Source organism: Haladaptatus sp. QDMS2 (assembly GCF_029338295.1).
Classification (GTDB): Archaea; Halobacteriota; Halobacteria; order Halobacteriales; family Halococcaceae; genus QDMS2.
In genome coordinates this window covers 1398842-1423964 of the sequence record NZ_CP119791.1, presented here as the reverse complement: position 1 = coordinate 1423964, position 25123 = coordinate 1398842, and the positions used below count along the sequence as shown (strand labels likewise).

General features: G+C 62.2%; 29 protein-coding genes. 14 read left to right on the top strand and 15 right to left on the bottom strand.

Going from position 1 to position 25123, the window contains the following annotated elements:
- The first annotated feature begins 149 nt into the window (after window positions 1-149).
- From P1M51_RS07780 to P1M51_RS07760, 5 genes are all read left to right on the top strand, one after another.
- Complete coding sequence (locus P1M51_RS07780; protein ID WP_276247638.1) at window positions 150-2048, top strand: 2-oxoacid:acceptor oxidoreductase subunit alpha; 1899 nt, start codon at window positions 150-152, stop codon at window positions 2046-2048.
- The gene (locus tag P1M51_RS07775; protein WP_276247637.1) at window positions 2045-2983 is read left to right on the top strand and encodes a thiamine pyrophosphate-dependent enzyme; all 939 of its coding nucleotides are present in this window, start codon (window positions 2045-2047) and stop codon (window positions 2981-2983) included. Before P1M51_RS07780 ends, P1M51_RS07775 begins: the two co-directional genes overlap by 4 nt.
- Before the next feature lie 68 nt (window positions 2984-3051).
- Window positions 3052-3480 (top strand): HTH-type transcriptional regulator LrpA1, encoded by a 429-nt coding sequence (gene lrpA1, locus P1M51_RS07770; protein ID WP_276247636.1) that lies wholly within the window; start codon window positions 3052-3054, stop codon window positions 3478-3480.
- Window positions 3481-3550: 70 nt separating this feature from the next.
- The gene (locus tag P1M51_RS07765) at window positions 3551-4030 is read left to right on the top strand and encodes an SRPBCC family protein (RefSeq protein WP_276274974.1); all 480 of its coding nucleotides are present in this window, start codon (window positions 3551-3553) and stop codon (window positions 4028-4030) included.
- 51 nt (window positions 4031-4081) lie between these two features.
- On the top strand, window positions 4082-4636 hold the full coding sequence (locus P1M51_RS07760; RefSeq protein ID WP_276247634.1) for an NAD(P)/FAD-dependent oxidoreductase: 555 nt from the start codon (window positions 4082-4084) through the stop codon (window positions 4634-4636).
- Here P1M51_RS07760 and P1M51_RS07755 read toward each other — a convergent pair whose 3' ends face one another.
- Entirely contained in the window at window positions 4637-5497 is an 861-nt protein-coding gene (locus tag P1M51_RS07755; RefSeq protein WP_276274973.1) for a DMT family transporter, read from the bottom strand.
- 137 nt (window positions 5498-5634) lie between these two features.
- Here P1M51_RS07755 and P1M51_RS07750 point away from each other — a divergent pair, with 137 nt between their 5' ends.
- Window positions 5635-6501, top strand: a complete 867-nt coding sequence (locus P1M51_RS07750; protein WP_276248483.1) for a DMT family transporter — start codon at window positions 5635-5637, stop codon at window positions 6499-6501.
- Here P1M51_RS07750 and rtcA read toward each other — a convergent pair.
- Complete coding sequence (gene rtcA / locus P1M51_RS07745; RefSeq protein WP_276274972.1) at window positions 6473-7492, bottom strand: RNA 3'-terminal phosphate cyclase; 1020 nt, start codon at window positions 7490-7492, stop codon at window positions 6473-6475. The two genes, P1M51_RS07750 and rtcA, sit on opposite strands and share 29 nt — an antisense overlap.
- A gap of 165 nt (window positions 7493-7657) precedes the next feature.
- Here rtcA and P1M51_RS07740 point away from each other — a divergent pair, with 165 nt between their 5' ends.
- The gene (locus P1M51_RS07740) at window positions 7658-8821 is read left to right on the top strand and encodes a tubulin/FtsZ family protein (RefSeq protein WP_276247631.1); all 1164 of its coding nucleotides are present in this window, start codon (window positions 7658-7660) and stop codon (window positions 8819-8821) included.
- A gap of 51 nt (window positions 8822-8872) precedes the next feature.
- Here P1M51_RS07740 and ggt read toward each other — a convergent pair whose 3' ends face one another.
- The 6 genes from ggt to P1M51_RS07710 form a co-directional block, all read right to left on the bottom strand.
- On the bottom strand, window positions 8873-10705 hold the full coding sequence (gene ggt / locus P1M51_RS07735; RefSeq protein WP_276247630.1) for a gamma-glutamyltransferase: 1833 nt from the start codon (window positions 10703-10705) through the stop codon (window positions 8873-8875).
- A 149-nt stretch (window positions 10706-10854) separates the two neighbouring features.
- A complete protein-coding gene (locus tag P1M51_RS07730; RefSeq protein ID WP_276247629.1) occupies window positions 10855-11004 on the bottom strand; it encodes a hypothetical protein in 150 nt (49 codons plus the stop codon).
- A gap of 102 nt (window positions 11005-11106) precedes the next feature.
- Window positions 11107-11664 (bottom strand): SprT-like domain-containing protein, encoded by a 558-nt coding sequence (locus tag P1M51_RS07725; RefSeq protein WP_276274995.1) that lies wholly within the window; start codon window positions 11662-11664, stop codon window positions 11107-11109.
- A gap of 5 nt (window positions 11665-11669) precedes the next feature.
- Complete coding sequence (locus tag P1M51_RS07720; protein WP_276247628.1) at window positions 11670-12389, bottom strand: helix-turn-helix domain-containing protein; 720 nt, start codon at window positions 12387-12389, stop codon at window positions 11670-11672.
- 161 nt (window positions 12390-12550) lie between these two features.
- The gene (locus P1M51_RS07715; protein ID WP_276274971.1) at window positions 12551-13216 is read right to left on the bottom strand and encodes a helix-turn-helix domain-containing protein; all 666 of its coding nucleotides are present in this window, start codon (window positions 13214-13216) and stop codon (window positions 12551-12553) included.
- A gap of 326 nt (window positions 13217-13542) precedes the next feature.
- Complete coding sequence (locus P1M51_RS07710) at window positions 13543-13710, bottom strand: hypothetical protein (RefSeq protein WP_276247626.1); 168 nt, start codon at window positions 13708-13710, stop codon at window positions 13543-13545.
- A gap of 434 nt (window positions 13711-14144) precedes the next feature.
- Here P1M51_RS07710 and P1M51_RS07700 point away from each other — a divergent pair, with 434 nt between their 5' ends.
- The 5 genes from P1M51_RS07700 (at window position 14145) to queC (ending at window position 17236) form a co-directional block, all read left to right on the top strand.
- The gene (locus P1M51_RS07700) at window positions 14145-14510 is read left to right on the top strand and encodes a helix-turn-helix domain-containing protein (RefSeq protein ID WP_276247624.1); all 366 of its coding nucleotides are present in this window, start codon (window positions 14145-14147) and stop codon (window positions 14508-14510) included.
- A gap of 201 nt (window positions 14511-14711) precedes the next feature.
- Window positions 14712-15167: a 6-pyruvoyl tetrahydropterin synthase family protein gene (locus tag P1M51_RS07695; RefSeq protein ID WP_276247623.1), complete on the top strand. Its 456-nt coding sequence runs from the start codon at window positions 14712-14714 to the stop codon at window positions 15165-15167.
- Window positions 15167-15937, top strand: coding sequence for a 7-carboxy-7-deazaguanine synthase QueE (locus P1M51_RS07690; protein WP_276247622.1), 771 nt, complete (start codon window positions 15167-15169; stop codon window positions 15935-15937). Before P1M51_RS07695 ends, P1M51_RS07690 begins: the two co-directional genes overlap by 1 nt.
- Before the next feature lies 1 nt (window position 15938).
- Window positions 15939-16538: a GTP cyclohydrolase I gene (gene folE, locus P1M51_RS07685; protein WP_276247621.1), complete on the top strand. Its 600-nt coding sequence runs from the start codon at window positions 15939-15941 to the stop codon at window positions 16536-16538.
- Window positions 16535-17236, top strand: coding sequence for a 7-cyano-7-deazaguanine synthase QueC (queC, locus tag P1M51_RS07680; RefSeq protein WP_276247620.1), 702 nt, complete (start codon window positions 16535-16537; stop codon window positions 17234-17236). Before folE ends, queC begins: the two co-directional genes overlap by 4 nt.
- A gap of 376 nt (window positions 17237-17612) precedes the next feature.
- Here queC and P1M51_RS07675 read toward each other — a convergent pair whose 3' ends face one another.
- The 5 genes from P1M51_RS07675 to P1M51_RS07655 form a co-directional block, all read right to left on the bottom strand.
- Window positions 17613-19619, bottom strand: a complete 2007-nt coding sequence (locus P1M51_RS07675; RefSeq protein ID WP_276274970.1) for a bacterio-opsin activator domain-containing protein — start codon at window positions 19617-19619, stop codon at window positions 17613-17615.
- 466 nt (window positions 19620-20085) lie between these two features.
- On the bottom strand, window positions 20086-20688 hold the full coding sequence (locus P1M51_RS07670) for a hypothetical protein (RefSeq protein ID WP_276247618.1): 603 nt from the start codon (window positions 20686-20688) through the stop codon (window positions 20086-20088).
- 64 nt (window positions 20689-20752) lie between these two features.
- Complete coding sequence (locus P1M51_RS07665) at window positions 20753-21244, bottom strand: macro domain-containing protein (protein ID WP_276247617.1); 492 nt, start codon at window positions 21242-21244, stop codon at window positions 20753-20755.
- 58 nt (window positions 21245-21302) lie between these two features.
- Window positions 21303-21614, bottom strand: coding sequence for a hypothetical protein (locus P1M51_RS07660; RefSeq protein ID WP_276247616.1), 312 nt, complete (start codon window positions 21612-21614; stop codon window positions 21303-21305).
- A gap of 59 nt (window positions 21615-21673) precedes the next feature.
- Window positions 21674-22129, bottom strand: a complete 456-nt coding sequence (locus P1M51_RS07655) for a YbhB/YbcL family Raf kinase inhibitor-like protein (RefSeq protein ID WP_369685125.1) — start codon at window positions 22127-22129, stop codon at window positions 21674-21676.
- Between the two features lie 201 nt (window positions 22130-22330).
- Between P1M51_RS07655 and P1M51_RS07650 the strand changes: the two genes are divergently transcribed.
- Window positions 22331-23323 carry a CapA family protein gene (locus P1M51_RS07650; RefSeq protein WP_276274969.1) on the top strand — a complete coding sequence of 331 codons (993 nt, stop codon included), beginning with the start codon at window positions 22331-22333 and terminating at the stop codon, window positions 23321-23323.
- Here the strand turns inward: P1M51_RS07650 and P1M51_RS07645 are convergent.
- Entirely contained in the window at window positions 23320-23703 is a 384-nt protein-coding gene (locus P1M51_RS07645; RefSeq protein WP_276274968.1) for a secondary thiamine-phosphate synthase enzyme YjbQ, read from the bottom strand. The two genes, P1M51_RS07650 and P1M51_RS07645, sit on opposite strands and share 4 nt — an antisense overlap.
- Window positions 23704-23803: 100 nt before the next feature.
- Here P1M51_RS07645 and nikR point away from each other — a divergent pair, with 100 nt between their 5' ends.
- Window positions 23804-24232, top strand: coding sequence for a nickel-responsive transcriptional regulator NikR (gene nikR / locus P1M51_RS07640; RefSeq protein ID WP_276247612.1), 429 nt, complete (start codon window positions 23804-23806; stop codon window positions 24230-24232).
- Here the strand turns inward: nikR and P1M51_RS07635 are convergent, their stop codons facing one another.
- Window positions 24233-25114, bottom strand: a complete 882-nt coding sequence (locus P1M51_RS07635; protein ID WP_276274994.1) for a metal ABC transporter permease — start codon at window positions 25112-25114, stop codon at window positions 24233-24235. It abuts the gene before it with no gap.
- Between the last annotated feature and the right edge of the window lie 9 nt (window positions 25115-25123).

Sequence of the window (25123 nt, the reverse complement as noted above, 5' to 3'; positions counted from 1 at the left end):
ACGGCAGAATAGTGCGGTTCCGTTCTACGTTATCTTTCGTGTGAATATATACCAATCTCTCATAATTAATCTGTGCCATTGGATGGCAAATTCTTTAATCACAAGGGCTTATGTGAATGTATGGCCCACACAGACGCCGTGATTTCTCAATGACTAAGGACCTTGTCTGGCGAATCGCTGGAGGTTCGGGTGACGGGATCGACTCGACCAGCCAGAACTTCGCAAAGGCCCTGATGCGTGCAGGCCTGCACGTATTCACGCATCGCCACTACCCGTCGCGCATTCGCGGCGGCCACACGTACGTCGAAGTTCGCGCGAGCGCAGATCCCGTCAACTCGCGTGGTAACGGATACAACTTCCTGCTTGCCCTCGGTGACTCCTTCGCTCGCAACCCGAAGGAGAACGCCATCTACGGCAACGAGGAAATCAAGCCGCTCACCGAGAACTTAAACGAGCTCAACGAAGGCGGCATCATCGTCTACGACGAGGGGCTCGTTGACATCTCGGAAGTGCCGAACTTCGAGGAGCGCGTAGAAGAAAATAACTGGCACGTCTACCCGATGGACTTGCGCTCGCTCGCCCGCGAACACGGGCGCGAGGTCATGCGCAACACCGCCGGTGTCGGTGTCACCGCCGCACTCCTCGACATCGAACTCGAGTACATCGAGGACCTCATGCGCAGCGCAATGCGCGGCGACGTGCTCGAAGCCAACCTGGCCATCCTCCAGGAGGCCTACGACATCGTCTCCGAAGAGGAGTTTACCCACGACCTTCGCGTCCCGACGGGCGACCACGACGAGGACCAGCTGCTCATCTCGGCGAGTGCGTGTATCGCGTACGCCGCACTCGACGAGGGCTGTCGGTTCATCTCGGGCTACCCGATGACGCCGTGGACCGAAGTGTTCACCATCATGTCCCAGAACCTGCCGAAATTCGGCGGCATCTCGGAGCAGGTGGAGGACGAAATCGCCGCCGCGGCTCTCGCCATCGGTGCCAGCCACGCTGGCGTCAAGGCAATGAGCGGGTCGTCCGGTGGCGGCTTCGCCCTGATGGGCGAGCCACTCGGCCTCGCGGAGATGACCGAGACGCCCGTCGTCCTCATCGAGGCGATGCGCGCCGGTCCATCCACCGGGATGCCAACCAAGCCGGAGCAATCCGACTTAGAGTCCATCCTGTACTCCAGTCAGGGTGACTCGAACCGCATCGTCTTCGCGCCCGGTAACGCCGCAGAGGCGTACGACCAGACGCGACAGGCGTTCCGCATCGCCTACGACTACCAGATTCCGTCCATCATCGTCATCGACCAGAAAATTTCTGGCGAGATGGTGAACGTGGACGAATCGTTCTTCGACCGCGAACCGAACCCATCGCTTGGCACCGTCCTCTCCGAAGAGGAAATCGCCGAGGCGGCCCACCACGAGTCGGGCAAGTTCAAACGCTTCCTCCACGACACGGAAAACGGCGTGAGCCCACGCACGATTCCGGGTCAGAAGGGCGGTCGATTCCTCGCTGCCGGTAACGAACACAGCGAGGAGGGTCACATCAGCGAAGACCCAGTCAACCGCATCAAGCAGATGGCCCGTCGGGCACAGAAGCTCGAAGCCATCCGCGACGACCTGGACTCCCAGGACGGGAGCCACCAGACCACGTTCGGTCCGGAAGACGCAGAGTACGGCATCATCACGTGGGGCTCCCAGCAGGGCGCCGTCATGGACGCCGTCTCCGAACTCAACGACGCCGGCCACTCGGTCAAGGGCCTCGGCGTGAGCGACCTGATGCCGTTCCCGAAGAAAGACCTCGCCGCGTTCTTAGAGAGCGTGGACAAGGCGATCGTCGTCGAGATGAACGCGACCGGCCAGTTCCGCGGCCTCGCCCGCAAGGAACTCGGCCTCTACGGCGAGAAGATGTCGAGCCTGCTGCGGTTCGACGGCAACCCGTTCATCCCGCGTAACATCGTCGAAGCGTTCGAAGAGACTATCGTCGAAGGTAAGGACGACGTTTCGAACGAACACACGAAGTTCCTTCCAGAAGCAGGTGTTACCCAATGAGTGCATTCAGCGCAATCGGTGAAGAGCGCGAGATAGACAGCAACGAGTTCACGCCCGGCATCGAACCACAGGCGACCTGGTGTCCAGGGTGCGGTGACTTCGGTGTCCTCAAGGCACTGAAACAGGCCATGCCCGACGTCGGGCGCACCCCAGATGAGGTGCTGATGGTTACTGGTATCGGCTGTTCCGGGAAGCTCTCCTCGTACTTCGAGAGCTACGGGTTCCACACCCTCCACGGCCGCAGTCTGCCCATCGCCCGCGCGGCGAAACTCGCGAACCCCGGCCTCGAAGTCATCGCCGCCGGCGGTGACGGTGACGGCTACGGGATTGGTGGCAACCACTTCATGCACACCGCCCGCGAGAACCACGACATGACCTACATCGTGTTCAACAACGAGATTTTCGGCCTCACGAAGGGCCAGACCTCGCCGACGAGCCCGAAGGGTCACAAGTCGAAGACCCAGCCATCCGGCAGCGCGAAGGACCCCGTCCGTCCACTGTCGCTGGCACTCGCCTCCGGTGCGTCCTACATCGCTCGCACCGCCGCGGTCAACCCGAACCAGGCGAAGGAAATCATCAAGGAAGCCATCGAGCACGACGGCTTCGCCCACATCGACTTCCTGACCCAGTGTCCGACGTGGAACAAGGACGCCCGGCAGTACGTCCCGTACGTGGACATCCAGGACTCTGACGACTACGACTTCGACACCCACGACCGCCGCGAAGCCGCGGACATGATGTTCGAAGCCGAGAACGCCCTCCACGAGGGCCAGGTCCTCACCGGTCGCTTCTACGTCGACGACGAGCGCCCATCCTACCAGCAAGAAAAGCAGGCCACCGGCGAGATGCCGGAGGAACCGCTCGCAGAGCGCTACTTCGACGAAGACTACCAGTGGGAGCGCGTCGCCGACTCGCTGCTCGACCGCCACAAGTAACTTTCCAACTCCATCACGGAGTTTTCTTTAACGGAAGATATTTTTTCGCGGACGGAAAACCTCCTGCCATGAGCGCGGAGTCTACGGCCAATCGCATTCTTGCGGTTCTGGAGCAGGACGCGCAGGCGTCGTACGCCGAAATCGCCGAGTTGGCGGGCGTCTCGAAGCCGACGGTCCGCAAGTACATCTCGAAACTCGAAGCAGAGGGCGTCATCGTGGGCTACTCCGCCGACGTGGACCCGAAGAAACTCACGAGTCAGACCATCGCCATCGTCGGCATCGAGGTGGCCTCAGAACGCTACGTCGAAGCGACCCGGGCGCTGAAGGAACTCGACGCCGTCGAGGAACTCTACTCGTCGAGTGGCGACCACATGCTGATGGCCGAGGTTCGTGCCTCCGACGGTGACTCGGTTGGCAAGGTCATCTCCGACGACATTCTCTCTATCGAAGGCGTTACCGCCGCGCACCCGTCGTTCCTACAAGAGCGGTTGAAGTAATCCCGACGACTCCGCTTTCTTCGTCGCTCTCACCATCGGAGATTTACGTCTCACGAGCGTACTGTCAGCCATGCCCGTATTCGAGCGTGAAACGCGGATTCGCGCGCCCTTCGAGAAGGTGTGGGACTTTCACTCGCGAGTCGAGGGACTGGAGGCGGTCACGCCCGACTGGATGCACCTCACCATCGAATCGGTGACGGGACCGGACGGCGAGGCCGACCCCGAAATTCTCGACACCGGCACGCGCATCGAGATGTCGCTCCAGCCGTTCGGCATCGGTCCGAAACAACGCTGGACCTCCGTCATCACGAAGCGAAAGGAGGCAGACGGCGAGGCAATGTTCGAGGACATCATGGAGCGTGGGCCGTTCCCGCGGTGGGTCCACACCCACTCGTTTTCCCGCGACGGCGAGGAGACCATCCTCCACGACCGGGTCGAGTACGAACTCCCCGGCGGCGACCTCGGAAAGGCCGTCTCGCCCGCCTCGCGCATCGGGTTCGAACCCATGTTCGCGGGCCGCCACCGGGCGACGAAACGCGAATTGGAGTAAGCGACGCCCACCGGCCACACCCTTTTGGTCGCGTCGTCCGTATGACACGCCATGACAGACGTAGCAATCGTCGGCGGTGGCCCGGCCGGACTGAGCGCCGCGCTGTTCACGGCGAAAAACGGTCTCGACACCATCGTTTTCGACACGGACAAGACCTCCCTGCACTACGCCCACCTGTTCAACTACCTCGGCATCAAGAGCATCGACGGCGACGAGTTCCTGCGCATCGGCCGCGAGCAAGTCTCGAAACAGGGCGCAGACCGCCGCGACGAGAAAGTGACCGCCGTCGAGCAAACGGACGACGGTTTTCAGGTCACGACCGGGGACGGAGAGTACGACGCGAGATACGTCGTCCTCGCGACGGGGCAGTCCCGCGACGTGGCGAAGGACCTCGACTGTGACATGAACGACGACAAAACCGTGGCCGTCGATGCGGACAACGAAACCTCCGTCGAGAACGTCTACGCCGCCGGATGGGCCGCCCGCAAGGACAAGATTCAGGCCGCGATTTCCGTCGGCGGTGGGGCGGCCGCCGCACTCGACATCCTCTCGAAAGAGCAGGGCAAACCGTTCCACGATTTCGACACGCCCGAGGACGCTGAATAGTCACCCGCGCTGGAGCAGGATGACGCCCGAGAGAACGATCGCCCCGCCGACGACGGTCGTGAGCGTGACCACTTCGTCGAGGAGGAGCGCGCCGAGCGCGACGGTGAAGACGGGTTCGACGGTGCTCACGATGCTCGCCCGACTGGCCTGAATCCGCGAGAGACCGGCGAAGAAGGTGAAGATGGGGAGCGCCGTAGCGACGAGGCCGAGGCCGACGATGATGCTCCATTCTGTTACCCCCGACGGCACCGAGAGCGTGCCCTGCATCGTGCCGAGGACGGCGAGGCTCACCCCGGCAGCAGGCATGACGTGGGCGGTCAGTGTCGAGGACTCGACGTCCGCGAGCGTCGCCCGACTCACGGTGATGTAGGAGGCGTAGACGAGCGCGGCGAACAGGAGAATCCCCACTCCAACTGGGTCGGCGTTGGCCGGGTTCGCTCCCGTGATGAGCGCGACGCCGCCGAGGGCCAACCCGAGGGCGAGGATGGTTTTCCACGTTACGCGCTCGTCGAGGAAGGCCACCGACAGGAGCACGACGAACGCGGGGTAGGTGTAGAGGATGATGGCGACGAGGCCCGCGGACATGAACTCGAGCCCGAGGAAGTAGAGGCCGCTCATCGTGGCGTAGCCGAGCGCGCCGAGGCCGAGGCCGACGAGCAAGTTTCGGCCACGAAGCGGGCGCAGCGACCCAGTGGTGAGCAGATACGCCCACGCGACGGCGGTGGCGATGACGAACCGAAAGACGAGCATCGTCGCGTTCGAGAGGCCGGCGTTCGCTCCGAGTTTCCCGAAGATGCCGAGCGTGCCGAATCCGACGGCTGAGACGAAAATCAGCCCCACGCCGAGACGGTCGGATTCCATACATTGGCACCCACGGGGAAGCTACAAAGATGAGTCGGTTCCCGAACCAATCCGCCGGGACCCATACACGTAAGTCGGGTCGGGCGCGAACCTTCGCTGTGGCTGACCTGTCAGGATTCGAGGCCCGCGTCCCGCCGATGGCCGCGCTCGCCGTCGCCATCGTCGCGGTGAGCACGAGCGCCATTCTCGTCCGCTGGAGCGACGCGCCGAGTCTCATCAAAGCGTTCTACCGGGTGCTGTTTACGATCCTCCTGCTCGCACCCGTGGCGGTTACGCGCTACCGGGCAGACCTTCGGGCCATCTCGGGGCGTGACCTCGGTTTCGCCTCGCTCTCGGGTATCGCCCTCGCGCTCCACTTCGCGACGTGGTTCGAGAGCCTGAACTGGACGAGCGTCGCCGCCTCCGTCACGCTCGTTCAGTCACAGCCTCTGTTCGTCGCGCTCGGCGCGTTCTTCCTGCTCTCAGAGCGCGTCACCCGCAGAACCGTCGCGGGCATCACCGTTGCCCTCACCGGAATGGCCGTCATGTCGCTCGGCGACTTCCTCACCGGGGGCGCGGTAACGGGAGCGAATCCACTGCTCGGAAACGCCCTCGCCGTCGTCGGAGCCATCACCGCCGCGGCCTACGTCCTCGCCGGGCGGTCGCTTCGCCAGCGCATCTCGCTCATCCCCTACGTCACCGTCGTCTACGTCGTCTGTGCGGTGGTCCTCCTCGTGCTCTCGCTCGCGGAGGGCGAACCGCTCACCGGGTACCCTACAGAGGAGTGGCTGCTGTTTCTCGGGATGGCTATCGGTCCCGGCATCTTCGGTCACACGGTCATCAACTGGGCGCTCGCGCACGTCGAATCGAGCGTCGTGAGCGTCTCGCTACTCGGCGAACCCGTGGGCAGCACGCTACTCGCGCTCGTGCTGCTCGCGGAAGTTCCGACGCCGCTCACCATCGCTGGCGGGGCTGTCGTCCTCGCCGGCATCTACGTCACGACGACAGCGCGGAACACCGAATGAGTCCATCGTTCGCTTCTTCGACCTCGATTGCGTAGCCGAAGGCGTCGAGGACTCGCCGGTTCGTTTCGAGGTGGGACGTGCGTCTGGGTGCGAGAAACTCTCCGCCCCCGAGCGCCAGCCAGACGAGCAGTTGGTCCGCGAGGAACGAATCGACGGTGGCCCCGGACTGATGGAAGGCTCGAAAAGCGTTGACGGCGTCCGCAGCGACTTTCTCTGCGGGTTTCCCCTTCTCACCGAGTGCGTCGAACCCCACGAGCGAGTGTTCGTAGGCGGCCCGAACGAGTATCGTGGAACCCGGGGACGCGCTCTCGACCGTGTTGACGGTTTCGCGGGCCACCTCGTGGCCGGCGGCGTCGAGCAGGCGACGCGCCTCCGTGGCCTGGCGCGCTGCGACGTCGGCGTTCGACAGATGGTTCGATTCGATGGAGGTGACCGCGAGCGATTCGAGATTGCCCCGAGTCCCCAGCGTGAGGGGCGTTATCTCCGACGGACGAAGTCGGAGGGTCGCTTCGCCGCCCCCGACTGGGTAAAAGCCGCTGCGGTCGACGGTGAGACGCGCATCGAGGCCGAATCGTGCGAGCAGGGGGAGTTTCACCTGCTCGTACCACGCCGCTGTCGGTGCCCACTTCACGTCGGTTCCGCCGGTTGCGGTGACTGTGAGCGGTTCTGTAAGTGTCGTCGCGAGCGGGAGGAGTGCGTCGAACAAGAGTGTCAGACTCCCCGCCGTGCCCACGTCCACGCTGACGTGACTGCCCGCGGGCGGCCCGGGGTCGAAGGTGAGTTCCTCAGTGCCGACGGCCACGTCGCTCACCGTGGCATCGCAAATTTCCGCGAGCGTCTCCACGACGGTCAGGTGTTGATTTCGAAGTCCGGGGTTCGGTCGTGCACCCCGGATGTTCGTCACCTCGACCGGCCGCCCGAAACAGGTGCTCAGGCTCAATGCTGTCCGGAGAATCTGACCGCCACCGTCACTGCCATCGACCGTGAGCATCTGGAACAGGTTCGTCTCCCTCGGGGATGGGTTTATGGGTTGGCGACGGGTGAACGGGACACAGAATCGAAATTCTTCGCTGGTTTCAGCCCCGAAACGACCTGGCTCACAGTCGTCTTTTTCTCCTCTCAGCGCGTTTTATCGTCCAGTCTGGGGGGACTACGGATGAAAGTAGCACTTATCGGAATCGGACAGGCAGGGGGAAAGGTCGTAGAAGCGCTCATCGACTACGAATTACAGTCGCGAGTGAACTTCATCGCCGCCGCCATCGCGGTGAACACAGCGCGGGCAGACTTGCTGGGACTCAGACACATCCCAGAGGAGAACCGCGTGCTCATCGGGCAGTACCACGTGAAGGGCCACGGCGTCGGCGCGGACAACGAACTCGGGACGACCGTCGCGTCTGAGGACATCGGCGAGGTGCTCGCGGCCATCGACGACATCGCGATGAACCACGTAGACGCGTTCTTTCTCGTCGCCGGACTCGGCGGTGGGACGGGCAGCGGGGGCGCACCGGTCATCGCCCGCGAACTGAAGCGTCTCTACACGGAACCGGTCTACGGCCTCGGCCTGCTGCCGAGTCCAGAGGAAGGTGGCATCTACACGCTGAACGCCGCGCGGTCGTTCCTCACGTTCGTCCGCGAGGTGGACAACCTCATCGTCTTCGACAACGACGCCTGGCGGAAAGGCGGAGAGAGTTTGCAGGGTGGGTACACCGAGATGAACCGCGAAATCGCGCGCCACATCGGCCTCCTGCTCAGTGCCGGCGAACCCGCCGAAGGTGAAGTCGCAGAGAGCGTCGTGGACGCGAGTGAACTCATCAACACGCTCGCCTCTGGCGGTGTCTCGACCATCGGGTATGCCTCGGCGGCGGTCGAACACCAGCCACCGGGATTGCTCGCGCGCTTCCGCAACGGCCACGCGGAGACGCCAGACGACAACGCGACCAATCGCGTCCTGTCGGTGGTGCGCCGGGCGACGCTCGGTCGGCTCAGCCTCCCGTGTAACGTAAAGAGTGCGGAACGGGCGCTCGTCGTCGTCGCGGGCAAGCCGCGGCACCTTGACCGCAAGGGCATTGAACGCGCCCGCAGGTGGCTCGAAGCCGAGACCGGAAGCATGGAGGTTCGCGGCGGAGACTATCCCATCGCGAAGACCGACCACCTCGGGGCCGTCGTCCTGCTCTCTGGGGTGTACGACGTGCCGCGCATCAAGGAACTCCAGCAGGTCGCCATCGAAGCCCAGCGCAACATCGCAGACCGCGCGGAACTTGCCCCGGGCGCACTCGCTGACCTGATGGACACGGACGAGTCGCTCGACCCGCTGTTCTGACCGCCGAAAATCCATTTTGCCGAGTTCAAACAAAATAGCCGCAGTTGGCGCCTAGTCGTCGCTCTCGCCGCGAGCTGTGACGCCGACGGCCTCGCTGTCGCGGGCCGGGTCCGCGATGCCGCGGTAGGCGTCTTCGAGAACCTCGATACAATTCACGTTCCCGAGGACCATCGACTCGTCGCGGAAGACGTGGCCGAGTGATTCGAGGTCCGCTTTCGCCTCCTGGGGGAAGTCTGGTTCCCAATAAATTGGCGGGCATTCGTCGGTGTAGAACGCGGGTTCGTTGATGGCCTCGTACACCGAGAGGCCGTACTCGTAGTGGTGAAGAATCGTCTGGACGACCGAACAGATGATGGTCGAGCCACCCGGTGAGCCAACCGTCAGGTCCGGTTCGCCATCGCGCATGACGACGGTCGGACTCATCGAGCTCATCGGGCGCTTGCCGGCTTCGACCTGATTCGGGCCGCCCGGAATCGCGTTAAAGTCCGTGAGTTCGTTGTTGAGCATGAAGCCGTACTCGGGCACCATCAGACCCGTCCCGAAGAACTGCTCGATGGTGGTCGTGTAACTGACGAGGTTCCCTTCCGCGTCGGCAACGGTGAAGTGACTCGTCTGCCCGCCGGTACTCGACGCGGTTTCCTCCGCGGCGGGTTCGCCGTCACCCTCCTGATACGCCCACGGGTTGCCAGCTTCGACGCACTCGTCGGCCTCGTAATCTGCGAGCGTCGCGTCCATCGAGATGTTTGCGGCGCGTTCTTCGATGTAGCCGTCGGCGAGGAAGCCCTCACGCGGAACGTCCACGAACTCGGGGTCGCCGACGTGGGCCTCGCGGTCGGCGTAGGAGAGCCCCATTGCCTCTGCGAGGATGTGGTACTTCTCTGCGTCCCGGATGTCGTGTTCGCCGACGGCCCGCTCCTCTGCGATTTTCAGAATCTCGGAGACCATCAGGCCGCCCGAACTCGGCGGCGGCTGGGAGACCACTTCGAGGTCCTTGTACTCCGCGCGGGTCGGTTCGTCGAGCGTGACCTCGTATTCGGCCAGATCTTCGACAGTCATCGTGCCGCCGTTTTCCTGGACCGTCTGTGCGATTCCCTCGGCGATTTCACCCTCGAACACTGCTTCCGTGCCCTGGGTTTTGATGAGGCGAAGCGTCTCTGCGAGTTCCGGCTGGACGAGGAGATCGCCCGCTTCGAGTGGGTCGCCACATTCGTCTGAGAACACCTCGCGGGCGGCGTCGTTGAGTTTCCACCAGTTGTTCGCGATTTCTTCTGCGAGTACCTCGCCAACCTCGACGCCGTTTTTCGCGAGGTTCATCGCGGGCGTGATGAGCTGGGCGAGCGGGCGCGTTCCGTGGAGGTCGAGCGCCTTCTGGAGGCCCATCGCGGTGCCGGGGACGCCGACGGCACGCCCGTGCGTGTGGCGGTCGTCGAACGGAATCGGCGCTCCGTCGTCGCCGAGGAACATGTCCGGTTCCGCCCCTGCAGGAGCGGCCTCACGGCTATCGACGAGCGTGAACTCGTCGTCGTCAGCTGAGTAAATTATCATGAAGCCACCGCCACCGATTCCGCAGGTCGGCGGGGCGGCGACGTTGAGCGCGTAGTGGGTCGCGACGGCCGCGTCGACGGCGTTGCCCCCGTCGTTCAGGACCTTCGCGCCAATCTCGGAGGCGCGGGGGTGCAGCGAGGAGACCATGCCACCTGCCGCCTCGACGACGTTCCCGGAGACGTACTGGTCGCCGTCGCGTTCCGTGGCTTTCGCGACGTGGGTTCCCTCTGTGAGGCTGACCGCGCTGAGGCCAGCGGCGAGTGCCGTGTTTTTCAGGACGGTACGACGGGACAGTCCCGACTGGTCGGATCGACTACTTGGTTCGTTCTCGTCCGTCATGCCTACAGACCCACGTCTGTTAGTCCATTGACTTGAATCTAATTCGGCGAAATTTATTAAAAATAAACGCTATTCACGGGTCGATTTATGTAAACTATTCGGGGCCAGCCCCCGTACAGGGTGGGCGTGTGTGGTTGGTGGCGGGCACATTACTCTTCTGCTCGGTGACTCCAGACCATCTCGCGGAGATATTCGAGCGTGGTGTCCGGGCCGCCGTCGGCAGCAATGTCGGTATCTGTGACCAGCGGGACGATTGGTGCGCCGGTGTTCTCGCCGTCTGTGTACTGGGCGGGTGTCATGTTGCATCCTGTTCGAGACGGAAGATGCAGATAAAGTTAATGGTCGTTCATGTTAAATTCTGCATATCCGTATTAGGTGTATAATGATTAATCATCTGTCCATCACCACTCGGCCCCGATTCGGGCGCGAGCGTCCTCGTAGCCGTCGTTCGTCCGCCAGGATTCGGCCGTCTGGACGTGGGTGACGACCAGTTTGCTCCGACAGGCTCCACACCGGTAGCGCGTCGGTTTGGTCACCACCGCGGAGGCGCGGTGGCGCTCTGCTCGCCAATCACACCGGTCGTCCACACACGTGAGTACGAGCCGCCCGTCGGTGAAGGGTTCACACCTTCGCGGTGCATCCACCTCACCCGCTTTCGCGCGAAATCGCGGGCCGTGGCTCGATTCGCCGAACTGTTGGAACTCCCAGGCGTGGACGAGTTCGTGGCGGACGACACCAGAAAACTGCTCCCAGCCGTAGGCCTCGAACGCCGCCCACGTCAATTGAATCGTCACCTCTCCGGTTTGCTCGTCATACCGACACTGCCCAGCGCGACGCCGAGCGCGTGCTGAAATCTCCCACGACACCGTCTCCAGATTCACGTTGAGCGGGACCGTCTCCGCGTGCGCACTCGCTCGTTCGAGAAGGGCTGTTCGCGTGTGAATCTCGTCGGTCGGCATCGTCACTACGGCTGGTCTGTGAGTGTGTGTCGTACTAACTGCTCCGTTCCGCGCCGAAGTCGCTCCGAGGCGGCCTGGCTGGAGACGCCGAGTTCGCTCGCGAGGTCGGCGAGTGAGGTTTCCCGCGGAATCGAGAAGTAGCCGTCTTCGAGTGCGGTGACGAGTGCGTCCTCCTGACACTGGGTGAGCGAACGGGGTGTGTTCTGGTCGTTCGGGCGCGTCGTGAAGATGGTGAACAGTTCGACGCTCACGCCGCTTTCGAGCAACTGCCGCCTGAACTGCTTGAAATTCGCTCGACCGGGGAACTGCATCTTTACGTTCCAGCCGTCTACCGTCCCCGTCGCGTCGATGGGCACGGCATCGACCTCCGTGTAGGCCTGATACACCGTCATCTCGTCTACGGGGTCGGCCAGTTCTACGCGATACAGACGCTTCGAGCCGTCCACGCCGAGGACGGCCCGGTTCTCCACCGTCGGGTCTGCGTCGAGGCCGTCGTCGAAGTCGTCGAACTCCCCGCCACTGGCCCAGAACAGGAATCTGATTCGCCCGTCGGGAAGCAATCGCTCGTCTTCATACGTGAGCGTGAACGCGGAATTCTCGGCGAGCGTCGCTGCGAGTATCGGTGTTTCGAGTTTACACTCGACCAGAATCATCGGTTCGCTATCCCGTTCCGGTGGGCTGGCTTTCCGGTCGGCAAGGTGCTGTCGTCCCGTGACGGCCCACATTGGATTTCGACAGACCTCCCCCACGCATCGCTCCGAGCACACGCGCGTTTGCACTCGGCCTCTAAAACCATACTCGAATGACACGAACGGGCCATTGATAACTGTTTTCGAACGCACTGCGAGGAGCGGGAAACGTCATCCATCGTGGTGGCCTTGAACTGTCATCCGCTACGGTGGCTGGCCTGCTCGGCGAGTGAGTGGCGAACGAGTCGTTCGGTTCCGCGCCGGAGTCGTTCAGAGGTGGCCTGACTGGAGACGCCGAGTTCACTCGCGAGGTCGGCAAGCGAGGTGTTCCGCGGTATTTCGAAATACCCCATGTCGTAGGCTGCAACCAGTGCATCTTGTTGGCATTCGGTGAGGTTGTAGATTGGGTCTCCCGACGACGATTCGGTCTGGTTGTAGATGGTGTAAAGGTCGACTTCGACGCCCACGTCGTCACAGCGTTGTCGAAACTCCTTGAACGTCGCGTGGTCTGGAAACCGCATCTGGAGGAACCACCCGTCTCGGGTTCCTTTCCCTTCGAGGAGGACTGCGTCGAGTTCTACGTAAGCCTGGTGGACGGTCGTCGCCTTCCCTTCCTCAGTGAGTTCGACGCGGTAGAGGCGTTTGTCCTCGACTTCGTGTAACACCGACGGTGCCTTGACCGTCGGGTCGTCGGCGAGAGCCGTCTCGAAGGTGTCGAAATCTTCAGTACAGGCCCAAAAGAGGAACCGGACCACGCCGGACGGGAGGGCGCGTTTTTCTTCGACGGTGACCACCACATCTGTCCTGGCCGTGAGGGCCGCCTGCAAGACTGGCGTGTCCAGTTGCACCTCGACGAAGATCACCGCCCCCGCCTCCTCGCGACCGCCGAATGACGCACCGAATCGGCATATATGATTACAGCTGGGCGTCGTTCGTGTGTCCGGTTCGGTTGACACGCTCGCAAGTTCATTCGTTACGTATGGCTGTTGAGAATCGGTAAATAACTACTGTTCACGCCAACCTTCTCAGCTATCGACAGTTCAATCCCCGAGTTTCGTGACTACACGAAACTTCGGAACGAAGGAAACTCCGCCAGACACTCGAACGGTAGGCGTCACGCAACTCGTTTCGGCCTGACGACTCAGGGAGGGTTCTGATCCCTGTTTGTCAGTAACTGGTAACGAAAAAATCAGGCATTAGCCGCGATTATTACGGCTTCGTCTGTCTGAATCCATGCTTCCGGGTTCGTTCGGTCGTAGATCACGATCTCGCCCGTTGCGAGTTCGAGTTGTGCGTACTCGAGGTAGTCGTCGGTAGGGGGTTCGTCCCGACGCTTCGGATCTGATGTGGGGGTCATTTGGGGTAGGTAGCGATGTGTTTTGGTACGCTACATACCACGGTACCAACCCACGAGTCATAACCCTTGCTACAATGTGTCATACTATTGTCTGACAAAAATGATACCAGTCGTCTCAGCTGATAGGGGGTGCGTTATTCGGCGAGTCCGACGGCGTTGATGTGGGCTTCGAGGTCTGCTTCGGTCTCAAATTCCCGGCCACAGGCCTCGCATGTATGCGTGGATTCGGCGGTTTCCATACGTCTGAATACTCGCTACGAGCGCCGTAAACCCTGTCGCCGCTGTGGCGTGACTCATACTCAAGCCGCTCGCAGGCGAAGGTTGGGTATTGACTATGTCACCGACGAAGGGCAGGTTGTGCTCCGCAAGTGAGTTACTCCCGGTAATCCGGTAGTCGCGGGTAACCTTTTATCGGCGGGCGTTGTACTGCCGTCATGGACGACGGTACGGAACCGCTCGAAATCCCGTGTGTGGGCGAGGATTGGTGTCCCATCACCTCGACGGCGACGATTCTCGGGAAGAAGTGGCATCCCGTCATCATCCACCGCCTGCTGAAACACGGGCCTTCGGGGTTCAACGCGCTCAAAGCGGCCGTAGACGGCATCTCCTCGAAGGTGCTCTCCGATAGCCTCGAAAACTTAGAGGAGTTCGGCCTGGTCAACCGGGCAGTCGTGAGCGAGAAACCGTTCCGCGTCGAGTACTCGCTCACTGCCCGCGGCAAATCTCTCGAACCACTCATCATGGCGATGCACGACTGGGGCCAGGAACATCTCATGCCACCGGCCGAAGAGTCCGCCTGAGCGGCCGATTTTCGGCCCACGTCACAGTTGATTCGAATATCCAGACGACCCCTGTAACCCCCAACGCATCGCCGGGTACGTCTCATCATTATTCGTCCAAAAAACACGCGCACACGGACTGAGAGCGTCCCTTTTGCTAACTATTTTTCTGATAGTCCGCAAAGTGGAAACATCTATATACTCTCTCAATAATCTCACAGTATGCTCTCAAGAACCTCGATGCGCGACGAGGTTGCGCTCACAGAGCGCGTTCACGAACTGCGAATCGGCCACGACAGCCCGATTCGCATCAGTAGTGGGCACCGCTTGCTGCACCACGACGGCAAGTGTGCTCGCCCGCACGGCCACAACTACGAGATTTCGGTCACGATTCGCGGCAACCTGACGAACGAGGGATGGGTCGTCGACAAGGGCGACGTCACTGACGTCATCGACGACTGGGACCACCGATTCCTGCTCCAGGAGGGCGACCCGCTTATCGAGGCGTTCGAGGCCGCCGGTGACGGCGACGCGCTCGTCGTCCTCGAACACCCGCCGACTGCCGAAGTCATGGGCATCATCTTAGAACAGCGGTTGCTCGCCGAACTCCCCGATAACGTCGAAGCCGTCTCGGTGATGGTTCGCGAAACGAGCGAACTCTGTGGCGTGACCTGCTAATGCCGGTCAACGCCGAAGGAACAGTGAGTGAGCGACCGGCAGACAGGGAGGCTCTGCCCATCAACGAACTGTTCTACTCGCTGCAGGGCGAGGGTGTCCTCGCTGGCGTCCCGTCCGTGTTCGTTCGCACGAGCGGCTGTAACCTGCGATGCTGGTTCTGCGACTCGTATCACACTTCGTGGGAACCGAAACACGCGTGGATGACCGTAGACGACATCGTGGCGGCCGTCGCCGAGTACGAGCAAGCCGAACACGTCGTGCTCACGGGTGGTGAACCGCTCATCCACGACGATTCGGTGGCACTGCTCGAACGACTTGCAGATGCAAGCTATCACACCACCGTCGAAACCAACGGAACCATCTTCCGTGACGCCCCTATCGACCTCGCGAGCGTGAGCCCCAAACTCGCATCCAGCACCCCAACGCCCGAACGCGACCCGAAGGGTCAGGGCGAATGGGAAGCGCGACACGAACGTGCTCGCATCGACGTCGACGTCCTCGCGCAGTTCGTCGATGCCTACGATACGCAACTCAAGTTCGTCGTCACCGGCCCCGACGACATGCCCGAGGTGGCGGACATCGTCTCGCGTATCCGGGCGAAGGCCGCGACGCCCCTCCACGACCACGACGTGTTGCTCATGCCAGAAGGGCAAACCCGTGAGGCTTTAGACGAGACGCGCATACGAACGGCTGACCTGGCGATGGAGTACGGTTTTCGCTACACCCCCCGACTCCACGTCGACCTCTGGAACGACGCTCCCGGCACCTGAAATGACTGACGCTACCCTCATTCACGACGACGAATCGACGTACGACCACGAGAAGGCAAAACGGGCGGTTCGAATGCTGCTGGAAGCCGTCGGCACGGACCCCGACCGCGATGGCCTCGTCGAGACGTGGGAACGGCGCGTCCCAGACGCATTTCGCACGTTGACAGAGGGCTTTCGTGAGACGGAGAAACCTACCATGCGAACCTTCCCCGCCGAAGGCTCGGGGCTCGTCATCAAGACGAGCATCCCGGTCTACAGCATGTGCGAACACCACTTGCTGCCCTTCTACGGTATCGCGCACGTCGCTTACCGTCCGGGTGACGAGGTGGTGGGGCTCTCGAAACTCACGCGCTACGTCCGCTGGCAGTCTCGTAAACTCTCCATGCAAGAGCGACTGACCCGGGAAATCGCCGAAGGACTCGCAGACGAACTTGACGCTGAGGCCGTGATGGTCGAGATTGCTGCGACCCACATGTGCGAGGCGATGCGCGGCGTCGAAACCGAGACGGAAACGCGAACGACCGTCACCGTCGGTGAACCGACCGCAGAAGAGCGCACGCAGTTCAGGAGCGCCACAGACCGTGCGGAGGCGGAGCGATGAGCGACGAACGAGCGGTCGTCCTCGTCTCTGGTGGGATGGACAGCGCCACCGCCGCCGCCGAGGCGAGCGACCGCGGCTACGACCTCTACTTTCTGCACACCTCCTACGGCCAGCGCACCGAAGGCAAGGAGTACGAGTGCGCTCGACAGCTCGCCGAGGATTTCGAGGCGAACGACTTCCTGCACATCGAAACCAGCCATCTCGCCCAGATTGGGGCGTCCGCGCTCACCGACGACAGCATCGACGTGGCCGCCGCTGACTTAGACAGCGAGGAGATTCCGGACACCTACGTTCCGTTTCGAAACGCGAACTTGCTCGCGATGGCCGTCTCCTACGCAGAGGCAAAAGAGTGTGACGCCGTGTTCATCGGTGCACACAGCGAGGACTACTCCGGCTATCCGGACTGTCGCCCCGAGTTTTTCGAGGCATTTCAGGCCGTGGCCGACCTGGGGACGAAACCGGAGACGGAAATTTCATTGGAAGCGCCGTTCGTCGACTGGTCGAAGACGGAAATCGCCGCTCACGGCGTCTCCCTCGACGTGCCGTTCGAGCACACGTGGAGTTGTTACTCCGAGGAAGCGCCCGCGTGCGGCGTGTGTGATGCCTGTGCCATCCGGCTCAGAGCGTTCGAAGAAATCGGCGTCACAGACCCCATCGACTACGCGACGCGGCCGTCGTATTGCGATTCGTCAAAATAGGACACGGATGGGTCTGGGATTCCGTGTGACTGCTGATGGGTGGTGAAATTGCCCGGTTGCGAGCTTTCTGACAGGCGACGAGTGAGGTCCCGTATGGAAACCACTGGAATACTCGTCTTCGGTGCGCGCCGAAGAGTGGTCCAGGGTCCTCAGACCTGTTGACCACGAATCCGTGCAGCCTCTGCGATTCCAGCATTCGCGGAGCACTCCGGACAGGCGAGTATCCGACCCTGTGCGTCCGAGAATACCTGGGCGAATCGTTTCGAGACGTGTGCGTTGCAGTTCGTGCAGGTTGGCATTGTTTTAGTGAGGTGATTGCATCGAATCGCTTCGTGCCTCGCACCTACATAAATGGACGCCAGTTAGTGACTAATTCTCATTCCCTCACTAGTGGGGGTTCCGCTGGCCGCTCGAACAACTCCGCACAGAGTTTCCGTTCCGCGGCGCGCAGGTGTTCGTGGAACGTCGAACGTGAGACGCCCATCGTCGCCGCCAGGTCGTCGCCATTCACGGGCCGTGGCCAGTCGAAGAAGCCGGCGACGTACGCTCGCTGGAGCGTCGAAAGCTGGCGTTCGGTAAGTCGTTCTCGCAGCGCCATGACGAACTCCTGTTTCGTCGTCGGTCGCCGGTCGTGTTCGCGGTAGCTTACGAGTTCGGTACCGGGATACTCCTTTTTCACGAGTTCGACGAGCTGGCGGACGTTCGCCTCCTGAGGGAGCTCGATTTTCATGCGCCCGACCCGGTCGTGTGCGGTGATTGCCTGCGTCTTCGCGCCGTAGTTCGCGAGGTCGGTCACGATAGACTCTCTCGCGAGCGTGAGTTCGAAGAGGCTCTCGTCGTCGCCCGTCGCGACCAGTTGTACGTTCGCGATCTCGCCACATTCGCGTGCGGCCGCCTCGACCACCTCCGGGTCTGCTCCTGTCGCAGTGAAAAACAGTACCAGCGAATCGTCCGGTTGGTACATCGCCTGTTTGAATTCGAGTTCGGCACCGGTCTTCGAGGCGATATCGACGAAGAACAGCGCGGTCGATTCGAACTCCAGTTCGACTTCGACGATGTTGTCTGCGGTGATTATCTTCTTGCTCTCGAGCGAGTTGATGCCGCTCGCGACGGCGCGTCCCACCGATTCGAGGATGACGCGCTCGCGGCTGTTGAACACGTCTTCGCGGTCGGCACACACCGTGAGCACGCCGTAGGTCACGTCTTCGTACACGAGTGGGACGGCCGCGACCTCGACGACGCGCTTCGGGTAGCCCCGCCCGAAGCCGCGAACACCGACACGCGCTGTCTGCATGGTTCCGGTCTTCACCGCCCGGGCGACGGGATTGTTCGCCGAATCGGGGTCCGAGAGGCTCACGCCGATGTCGCCCACCGAGACGAGCGCCTCGCCGGACCACTGCGTCGGGACGACTTCGTTCGCGGCCACGTCCACCTCGCCGACCCACGCGTAGACGTAGGGGTCTGCGTTTGCCAACTGCGTGCACACCGTCTCCTCTATCTCCTCTCTATTCACCGACCGGACGAGCGTCTGGGTCACGTCCTGGATGAGCCCCTGAATCCGGTCGAGCAGGTAGGCCAATTGCTCGCGTTCTTCGGCCAGTGCGAGTTCCGCCTCCTTGCGGGCGGTCACGTCGTTCTGGAAGCCCACGAAGTGACGAACCTCACCGTCTGCGTCGCGAATCGGCGCGATGTTCACGCGATTCCAGAACATCTCGCCGTCCTTTCGGTAATTTTTCACCACGACGGCGACCTCCTCTTCCGCGGCGATTGCCTGGCGCATGGCGGTGACCGCGGCGGGGTCCGAGTCCTCGCCCTGTAAGAATCGGCAGTTTCGGCCAATAATTTCCGTCTCGGTGTAGCCCGTCATCTCCACGAACGAGTCGTTCACGTAGGTGAGCGGGTTGTCAGGCTGTGTCGCATCTGAGATGGCGATACCCACGGGTGCTTCGTTCATCGCCCGCTGTTTCAGCCTGAGTTCGTCAACCGGTGTTTCGAGCCGCGACCGGTGGGCCCGCACCGCGGCCAACACGTCTGCGGTCAACTCGTCTGCGTCGGTCTCCGCGACGAGTCGGTAGAAGGTGATTCCGAGTGCGGTGACTTTGCTCGCCAGCGCCTCGCTCGCGCCGTGAGAGTAGACGATGAGCGGGAGGTCCAGGTCGAATTCGTTTACCGTCTGGACGACCGATTTTGCGTCGCCTGCGTCGAACGTCGCCTCCGTCACGACACAGTCGATTTCGGGGGAAAGTGCCGACGCAACGTCTGCTACGCTGGACACGACGGTCGCGTTCACGCCTGCCCGGCCGAACGCCGCCGTGACCGTGTCCGCAGAATCTCCGTGCCCGACGTAGAGCACGTCTATCTGTGGACTATCCTGAGTACCCATGGTCCACACTACGTTGCCGTCGTGCAAATAGGTGTGCCACCGTCGGGGTCAGACGAACTGCTGGTAGGCCATCGCCAGGAAGAGCCAGTAGCCGATGACGACGAACAACACGAGGAGGATGATGCCGACGTCTTCTAAGATGTGGTTCATACCGGACAGTCGCAAAAAGCCACGATAGTTATCTGCCACCTGCCAGGTTGTACGCCCGTCTTTCCGAATCGTTACTCGGGGCTTACACGCACCCCGTCGCTCGGTTCTTCGACTCAGGGCGTGAGGCTCACGTACAGCAGGCTCAGCGCGATTGCCATCGCCAGTGCCATCGCAGCAGTCAGTACGAACAACCCCACCTTTCCCACGGTGTGTTCCATCTGCTAGTCCGTAGCAACGCCAGAAACATAAGTAATATGTAAATAATATTTCGGCAGTATGTGTGTCTAGGTAACTATTCTTACCGAGCAATGAGCGGTCACGAATTGCGTTGTTCGAAGGCGTACAGCGGAGCGGCGAACACAGACTGGAACTGCGCCTTCGCCGCCTCCGGATCTTCCGCCAGCAAGCTGATGCGGCGGGCTTGCTGGCCTGCGAGCTCACGCCGGAACGCTTCGAGCGTCGTCTCAGCGCCCGAGATGCGTTCGCTGTCGCCGAGGGCGAGCAGGAGGTCGTCCACGCCGTCTAAATCCTCGGTCAGGTGGGCGAACGTCGCGCCCGTCCCCGCCTCATTCGGGACGTAGGCGAACAGCAAGCGCGCATTGTGAATGATTCCGGGAGCGTCCTCGTGGAGGTTCGTCTCAGTTCCGACCTTGCGCATGTCGAGTTCGACGCCGACGACGTAGACGGCCGGTCCCTCGGGGAGTTCGCAGGCGGCCGCTCGCAACCCGTCGAGTGCGGGGCCGAACACGATTTTGAAACGGTCGTCAGCCATCCGCAGGAGATCCGCGCCGATGGCGTCCGCCCGGTCCTGATTGGGGACGAGCAACGCGGCCACCTGCGGCGAGATGGTAGCCTCGGCAGCCGGGTCGTCCTCCGTGAACGTCACGCCGGTGTTCGAGAGCAGGGATTCCTCGGGCATAGATGGCTGTTCGGTCCGAACTGGTAAAAAATCGAGTCGTTCTGCAATCCGTGAACGTTTACGCTCATTTCTCGGCGACCGCTCGCATCGTCTCGACCTCCTCGTCGCTGTAGGCGATGAGACGCACGTCAGCAAGCGAACGGGGCCTAAATACGGCCAGTTCCTCACAGATAATCTCCACCCCCTCGCGGAAGTCGAATCCGGCGATGCCACAGCCAATCGCCGGGAGGACCAGCGACGCACAACCGAGGGCGTCGGCCACTTCCAGGGTTCGTCGGGTCGCGAGCCGAATGCTCCGGGCCGAGGACTGCCCGCCCGGTGGCATCGCGGCGGCGTGAACCACGTAGTCTGCGTCGAGGCCGTAGCCGTCGGTGACCGCCACGTCGCCGAGGTCGATTGGGCCTTTCGAGACGGCGGCCTCGTCGAGTGCGTCTCCGCCTTTCGCCTTGAGCGCCCCTGCGACGCCCGACCCCATTCGCAAGCCGGTGTTCGCGGCGTTCACGAGACAATCTGCGGTCTGTGCGGCGATGTCGCCCTGTACGACGCTGAACTCCATGGCGGCAGATTGGTCGCCACCGCCCTAAAACTGTGTACGCCCCGGATTCGCCCCTCGGTCAGCGCGTCTCGCTGGGGTACTCCACGTCCTCGCCCGCGCCGTCGAGTGCCATGCGCAGGGTGTCGTCGGTCTCCACGGCGTCGAGTCCGTCGATGGCGGTAATCGCGGCCACGTCCTCGTGGTCGGCGGCGACTTTGAGGCCCCCGGTCGAGAGTCGTTTTACCACGTCGCCACCGGCGGTTTCGACAGCCGTCGTGACGCGGTCTATGTCGGCGTCGGTCCACCCATCCGGCAAGCGGAGGATGAGCGTGACGGTCTCGCCGCGGTGGGGGTCGTCGATGATGGCGCGGACGGGACGGGAGAGGTACATGGCGAGACGTAAGCACTCAGGCGTAATCAGTTCCCCTCCTCACGACCGACTACCGGCACTCAGGGTGCGTAGGTTCCCGTGAGCAGTACCTCTGCGAGAACGTGGCCCTCCATCGCCGCCTGCAGGTCGGCCTTCGTCGCGCCCGCATCGAGGTCGAGCGTCGTGTCGAGGGCGTAGACGAAGAACCGGTAGGTGTGTTCTGCGTCGGGTGGACTCGGCCCGCCGTAGCCCAACTCGCCGAAACTGTTCGTCCCCACCGTCGCCTCCATCTGGTCCCAGTTCTCGGGAATCTCGGTCGTCTCCGGGTCGACGTTCCACACGACCCAGTGGTCCCACACCTTGCCCGCGGGTTTTACCGCGTCGGGGTCGTCCATCACCAGCGCGAGTGACTGTGCGTCCGCCGGAACCCCCGAAATCGAGAGTGGTGGATTCACGTTCTCGTTTTTGTAGCCGTATGTTCGCGGAATCAGTGCGCCGTCGTCGAACGCCTCACTCCTGAGTTGCAAGTCTGCCATCGTCTCGTCCCCACCCGGCGCCGGGTCGCTCACCTGCGCACAGCCAGTGATACCAGACAGTGTTACCAGTGACACTGCGAGGTACGACCGGCGAGTCCAGGCTACTTCCACGGTAAATCGCCTCAATGAACTTTCGCTTCGCCCGGAGAAAACCTGTATGGGTGTGATGACGTTTTCTCGCTCGCCGTCGTATCTCTGTGAATGGCACCGACTCGTCGGCTGGGGCTTTTAGGTGACGTGATGCTCGGGCGACTCGTAGACGAGCGCCAGCGCTGGCTCCCCCCGGAGACGGTCTGGGGAGACTGCCGTTCCCGCCTCACGGACCTTGACGGCCTCGTCTGTAATCTGGAGTGTTGTCTCTCGACGAACGGAATGCCCTGGACGAAAACCTACCGACCGTTTCACTTCCGGGCGGACCCGATGTGGGCGATTCCCGCGCTCACCGCGGCCGGAGTGTCTGCGGTGAGTCTCGCAAATAACCACGTCATGGACTTCGGCCCGACCGCCCTCGGCGACACGCTAGACCACCTCGACGCGGCGCGAATCGCCCACGCTGGTGCGGGCCGGAACCTCGATACCGCGCTCGACCCCGCCGTGTTCGCGCTGAACGGGGTTCGCGTGGCGATGGTGTCGTTCACCGACAACACGCCGGAGTACGCCGCAGACCACGACAAGTACGGGACGGCCCTCATCGAGGTAGATCCTCGCCACGGCCCGACGCGAATCAGGGTTCGTGAGGTTCTCGCTCGCGCCCGCCAGTGGAATCCACAGTTGCTCGTCGCCGCCCTCCACTGGGGGCCGAACATGACGACGAGTCCGCCTGACCACTTCGTCGCCTTCGCCCACTGGCTCGTCGACGAGGGCGTGGACATCGTTTATGGGCATTCCGCACACCTCTTTCACGGCGTCGAGGTGTACGAGGACGGGCTCATTCTGTACGACACGGGCGACTTCGTGGACGACTACGCGGTTGACTCTCACCTCCACAACGACCACGGGTTCATCTTCGAGGTGACGCTCACCCCGGAGGGGCTCTCACAACTGCGCTGCAGCCCTACCGAAATCTACGACTTTTCGGTCCACATCGCGCGCCCGGAGGCCGCCACATGGTGCCGTGAGACCATGCGGGACCGCTCTGCCCCGTTCGACACCGAGTTTGAGCGCGACGGTGAAGACCTCGTCCTCGCGCTCTAAGTGACAGTAACAATAATCTTGCGCGTGCGAGGCTCGTCACATTCCACGAGAAAAATCGTCTGCCACGTCCCCAGCTGGAGCGCGCCATTCTTGACGGGAATCGAGAGGCTACTGTCGAGCAGCGTGGCGCGGAGGTGGGCGTCTGCGTTGTCGTCTATCTCGTCGTGTTCGTACCCGCCGGCTTCCGGAACCACGCGTTCTAACAGCCCGAGCAAGTCGCGTTTCAGCCGCGATTCGTTCTCCTGTATCAGGAGGCCCGCCGACGTGTGGGTGCAGAAAACCGTACAGATACCAGTCGCGTCGGACGGAAGTTCACCGGCGACGCGGTCTGAGATATCCACCAGCTCCACGCGCTCGTTCGTGCTGACCGAGAGTGCCATGGTTCCTAGTCGAGACGTGGGCGTGAAAAGGTGTGTCTCGGTGACGGACACCCCGGGTCGTTACTCAATCTTTAATATCGAAGTGCCCCTGAGTTAATACATGACCGTCGTCAGCGTCTCCATGCCAGACGAACTGCTCGAACGAATCGACGCCTTCTCTTCCGAACACGGCTACACGGGTCGCAGTGAAGTGATTCGCGAAGCGAGTCGCAACCTCCTCGGCGAGTTCGAGGACAAACGCCTCGAGGACCGCGACCTAATGGGCGTCGTCACCGTCCTGTTCAAGTTCCAGACGACGAGCGTCGAAGAGAAGATGATGCACCTGCGCCACGAACACGAAGACCTCGTCGCTTCTAACTTCCACAGCCACGTCGGCGACCACTACTGCATGGAACTGTTCATCCTCGAAGGGTCGCTCGAAAACATCTCGACCTTCGTCGGGAAGATTCGCGCCACGAAGGACATCCTGACCGTCGATTACTCGGTCATCCCGGTAGACGAGTTCGGCACGTTCGCAAGCGTCGAATAGTCACTCCGCATCTACCGTTCGCTCGGCTACCACTGTTCTGGTACGAACTTTTCCAACGACCACCGCACCCGCGTAGACAGCGATTGCGACGAGTACGATGGTTCCACCCGTCGCGAGACCGTAAGCGTACGAGATGGTGAGGCCGACGACGACCGAGAGTTCTGCGAAGGCAATCGAGTACCAGAGCGAGCGTTTGAAACTTCCCGCAACCTGTGCGGCCGCCGCCACCGGCACGACGAGCAGGGCCGCGACGAGGATGACGCCCATGAGTTGCATCGCCGCGACGACGACCAGCGCGGTGAGCACGACGAGGAGGCGATTGTAGCCCTCGACGTTCAGACTCGCCACCCGCGCGGCCGTCTCGTCGAAGGTGATGAACAGGAGTTGGCGGTAGGTGAGCGCGACGACGCTCGTGACGAACAGGCTGAGCAGGACGAGTATCCCGGTGTTTTCGCGGGTAATCGTCGAGAGACTACCGAACAGGTACTGGTTTACGGAGACGGCGATGCCGCCCGACGCGCTGATGATGACCGTCCCGAGGGCGAACCCGCCGGCGAGAACGATTGCCATCGACACGTCGCCGTAGGCATTGGTGTACTCGGAAATAGCCTGGATGAGGAGCGCAGCGACGACGGCGACGACGAGTGCGGTGAGATACGGCGAGACGACGAACGCGAACGTAGAACTCAAAAACAGGCCGATAGCCACGCCCGAGAAGGCGGTGTGGGCGAGCGTTTCGCCGATGAGTGACAGTTGTCGGTGGACGAGGAACGACCCGATGAGCGGCCCGACGACGCCGATTGCGACGCCTGCGACGAACGCCCGCTGCATGAAGGGAAAACACAGCATTTCGATGCCGAGCGGGGCGGTCAGCGCACACATCCCGGCACC

What these genes read in the sequence shown, in the direction of transcription:
- P1M51_RS07780 (WP_276247638.1), top strand. Translation starts at nt 150, where the DNA reads ATGACTAAGGACCTTGTCTGGCGAATCGCTGGAGGTTCGGGTGACGGG.
- P1M51_RS07775 (WP_276247637.1), top strand. Translation starts at nt 2,045, where the DNA reads ATGAGTGCATTCAGCGCAATCGGTGAAGAGCGCGAGATAGACAGCAAC.
- lrpA1 (WP_276247636.1), top strand. Translation starts at nt 3,052, where the DNA reads ATGAGCGCGGAGTCTACGGCCAATCGCATTCTTGCGGTTCTGGAGCAG.
- P1M51_RS07765 (WP_276274974.1), top strand. Translation starts at nt 3,551, where the DNA reads ATGCCCGTATTCGAGCGTGAAACGCGGATTCGCGCGCCCTTCGAGAAG.
- P1M51_RS07760 (WP_276247634.1), top strand. Translation starts at nt 4,082, where the DNA reads ATGACAGACGTAGCAATCGTCGGCGGTGGCCCGGCCGGACTGAGCGCC.
- P1M51_RS07755 (WP_276274973.1), bottom strand. Translation starts at nt 5,497, where the DNA reads ATGGAATCCGACCGTCTCGGCGTGGGGCTGATTTTCGTCTCAGCCGTC.
- P1M51_RS07750 (WP_276248483.1), top strand. Translation starts at nt 5,635, where the DNA reads ATGGCCGCGCTCGCCGTCGCCATCGTCGCGGTGAGCACGAGCGCCATT.
- rtcA (WP_276274972.1), bottom strand. Translation starts at nt 7,492, where the DNA reads ATGCTCACGGTCGATGGCAGTGACGGTGGCGGTCAGATTCTCCGGACA.
- P1M51_RS07740 (WP_276247631.1), top strand. Translation starts at nt 7,658, where the DNA reads ATGAAAGTAGCACTTATCGGAATCGGACAGGCAGGGGGAAAGGTCGTA.
- ggt (WP_276247630.1), bottom strand. Translation starts at nt 10,705, where the DNA reads ATGACGGACGAGAACGAACCAAGTAGTCGATCCGACCAGTCGGGACTG.
- P1M51_RS07730 (WP_276247629.1), bottom strand. Translation starts at nt 11,004, where the DNA reads ATGACACCCGCCCAGTACACAGACGGCGAGAACACCGGCGCACCAATC.
- P1M51_RS07725 (WP_276274995.1), bottom strand. Translation starts at nt 11,664, where the DNA reads ATGCCGACCGACGAGATTCACACGCGAACAGCCCTTCTCGAACGAGCG.
- P1M51_RS07720 (WP_276247628.1), bottom strand. Translation starts at nt 12,389, where the DNA reads ATGTGGGCCGTCACGGGACGACAGCACCTTGCCGACCGGAAAGCCAGC.
- P1M51_RS07710 (WP_276247626.1), bottom strand. Translation starts at nt 13,710, where the DNA reads ATGACCCCCACATCAGATCCGAAGCGTCGGGACGAACCCCCTACCGAC.
- P1M51_RS07700 (WP_276247624.1), top strand. Translation starts at nt 14,145, where the DNA reads ATGGACGACGGTACGGAACCGCTCGAAATCCCGTGTGTGGGCGAGGAT.
- P1M51_RS07695 (WP_276247623.1), top strand. Translation starts at nt 14,712, where the DNA reads ATGCTCTCAAGAACCTCGATGCGCGACGAGGTTGCGCTCACAGAGCGC.
- P1M51_RS07690 (WP_276247622.1), top strand. Translation starts at nt 15,167, where the DNA reads ATGCCGGTCAACGCCGAAGGAACAGTGAGTGAGCGACCGGCAGACAGG.
- folE (WP_276247621.1), top strand. Translation starts at nt 15,939, where the DNA reads ATGACTGACGCTACCCTCATTCACGACGACGAATCGACGTACGACCAC.
- queC (WP_276247620.1), top strand. Translation starts at nt 16,535, where the DNA reads ATGAGCGACGAACGAGCGGTCGTCCTCGTCTCTGGTGGGATGGACAGC.
- P1M51_RS07675 (WP_276274970.1), bottom strand. Translation starts at nt 19,619, where the DNA reads ATGGGTACTCAGGATAGTCCACAGATAGACGTGCTCTACGTCGGGCAC.
- P1M51_RS07670 (WP_276247618.1), bottom strand. Translation starts at nt 20,688, where the DNA reads ATGCCCGAGGAATCCCTGCTCTCGAACACCGGCGTGACGTTCACGGAG.
- P1M51_RS07665 (WP_276247617.1), bottom strand. Translation starts at nt 21,244, where the DNA reads ATGGAGTTCAGCGTCGTACAGGGCGACATCGCCGCACAGACCGCAGAT.
- P1M51_RS07660 (WP_276247616.1), bottom strand. Translation starts at nt 21,614, where the DNA reads ATGTACCTCTCCCGTCCCGTCCGCGCCATCATCGACGACCCCCACCGC.
- P1M51_RS07655 (WP_369685125.1), bottom strand. Translation starts at nt 22,129, where the DNA reads ATGGCAGACTTGCAACTCAGGAGTGAGGCGTTCGACGACGGCGCACTG.
- P1M51_RS07650 (WP_276274969.1), top strand. Translation starts at nt 22,331, where the DNA reads ATGGCACCGACTCGTCGGCTGGGGCTTTTAGGTGACGTGATGCTCGGG.
- P1M51_RS07645 (WP_276274968.1), bottom strand. Translation starts at nt 23,703, where the DNA reads ATGGCACTCTCGGTCAGCACGAACGAGCGCGTGGAGCTGGTGGATATC.
- nikR (WP_276247612.1), top strand. Translation starts at nt 23,804, where the DNA reads ATGACCGTCGTCAGCGTCTCCATGCCAGACGAACTGCTCGAACGAATC.
- P1M51_RS07635 (WP_276274994.1), bottom strand. Translation starts at nt 25,114, where the DNA reads ATGTGTGCGCTGACCGCCCCGCTCGGCATCGAAATGCTGTGTTTTCCC.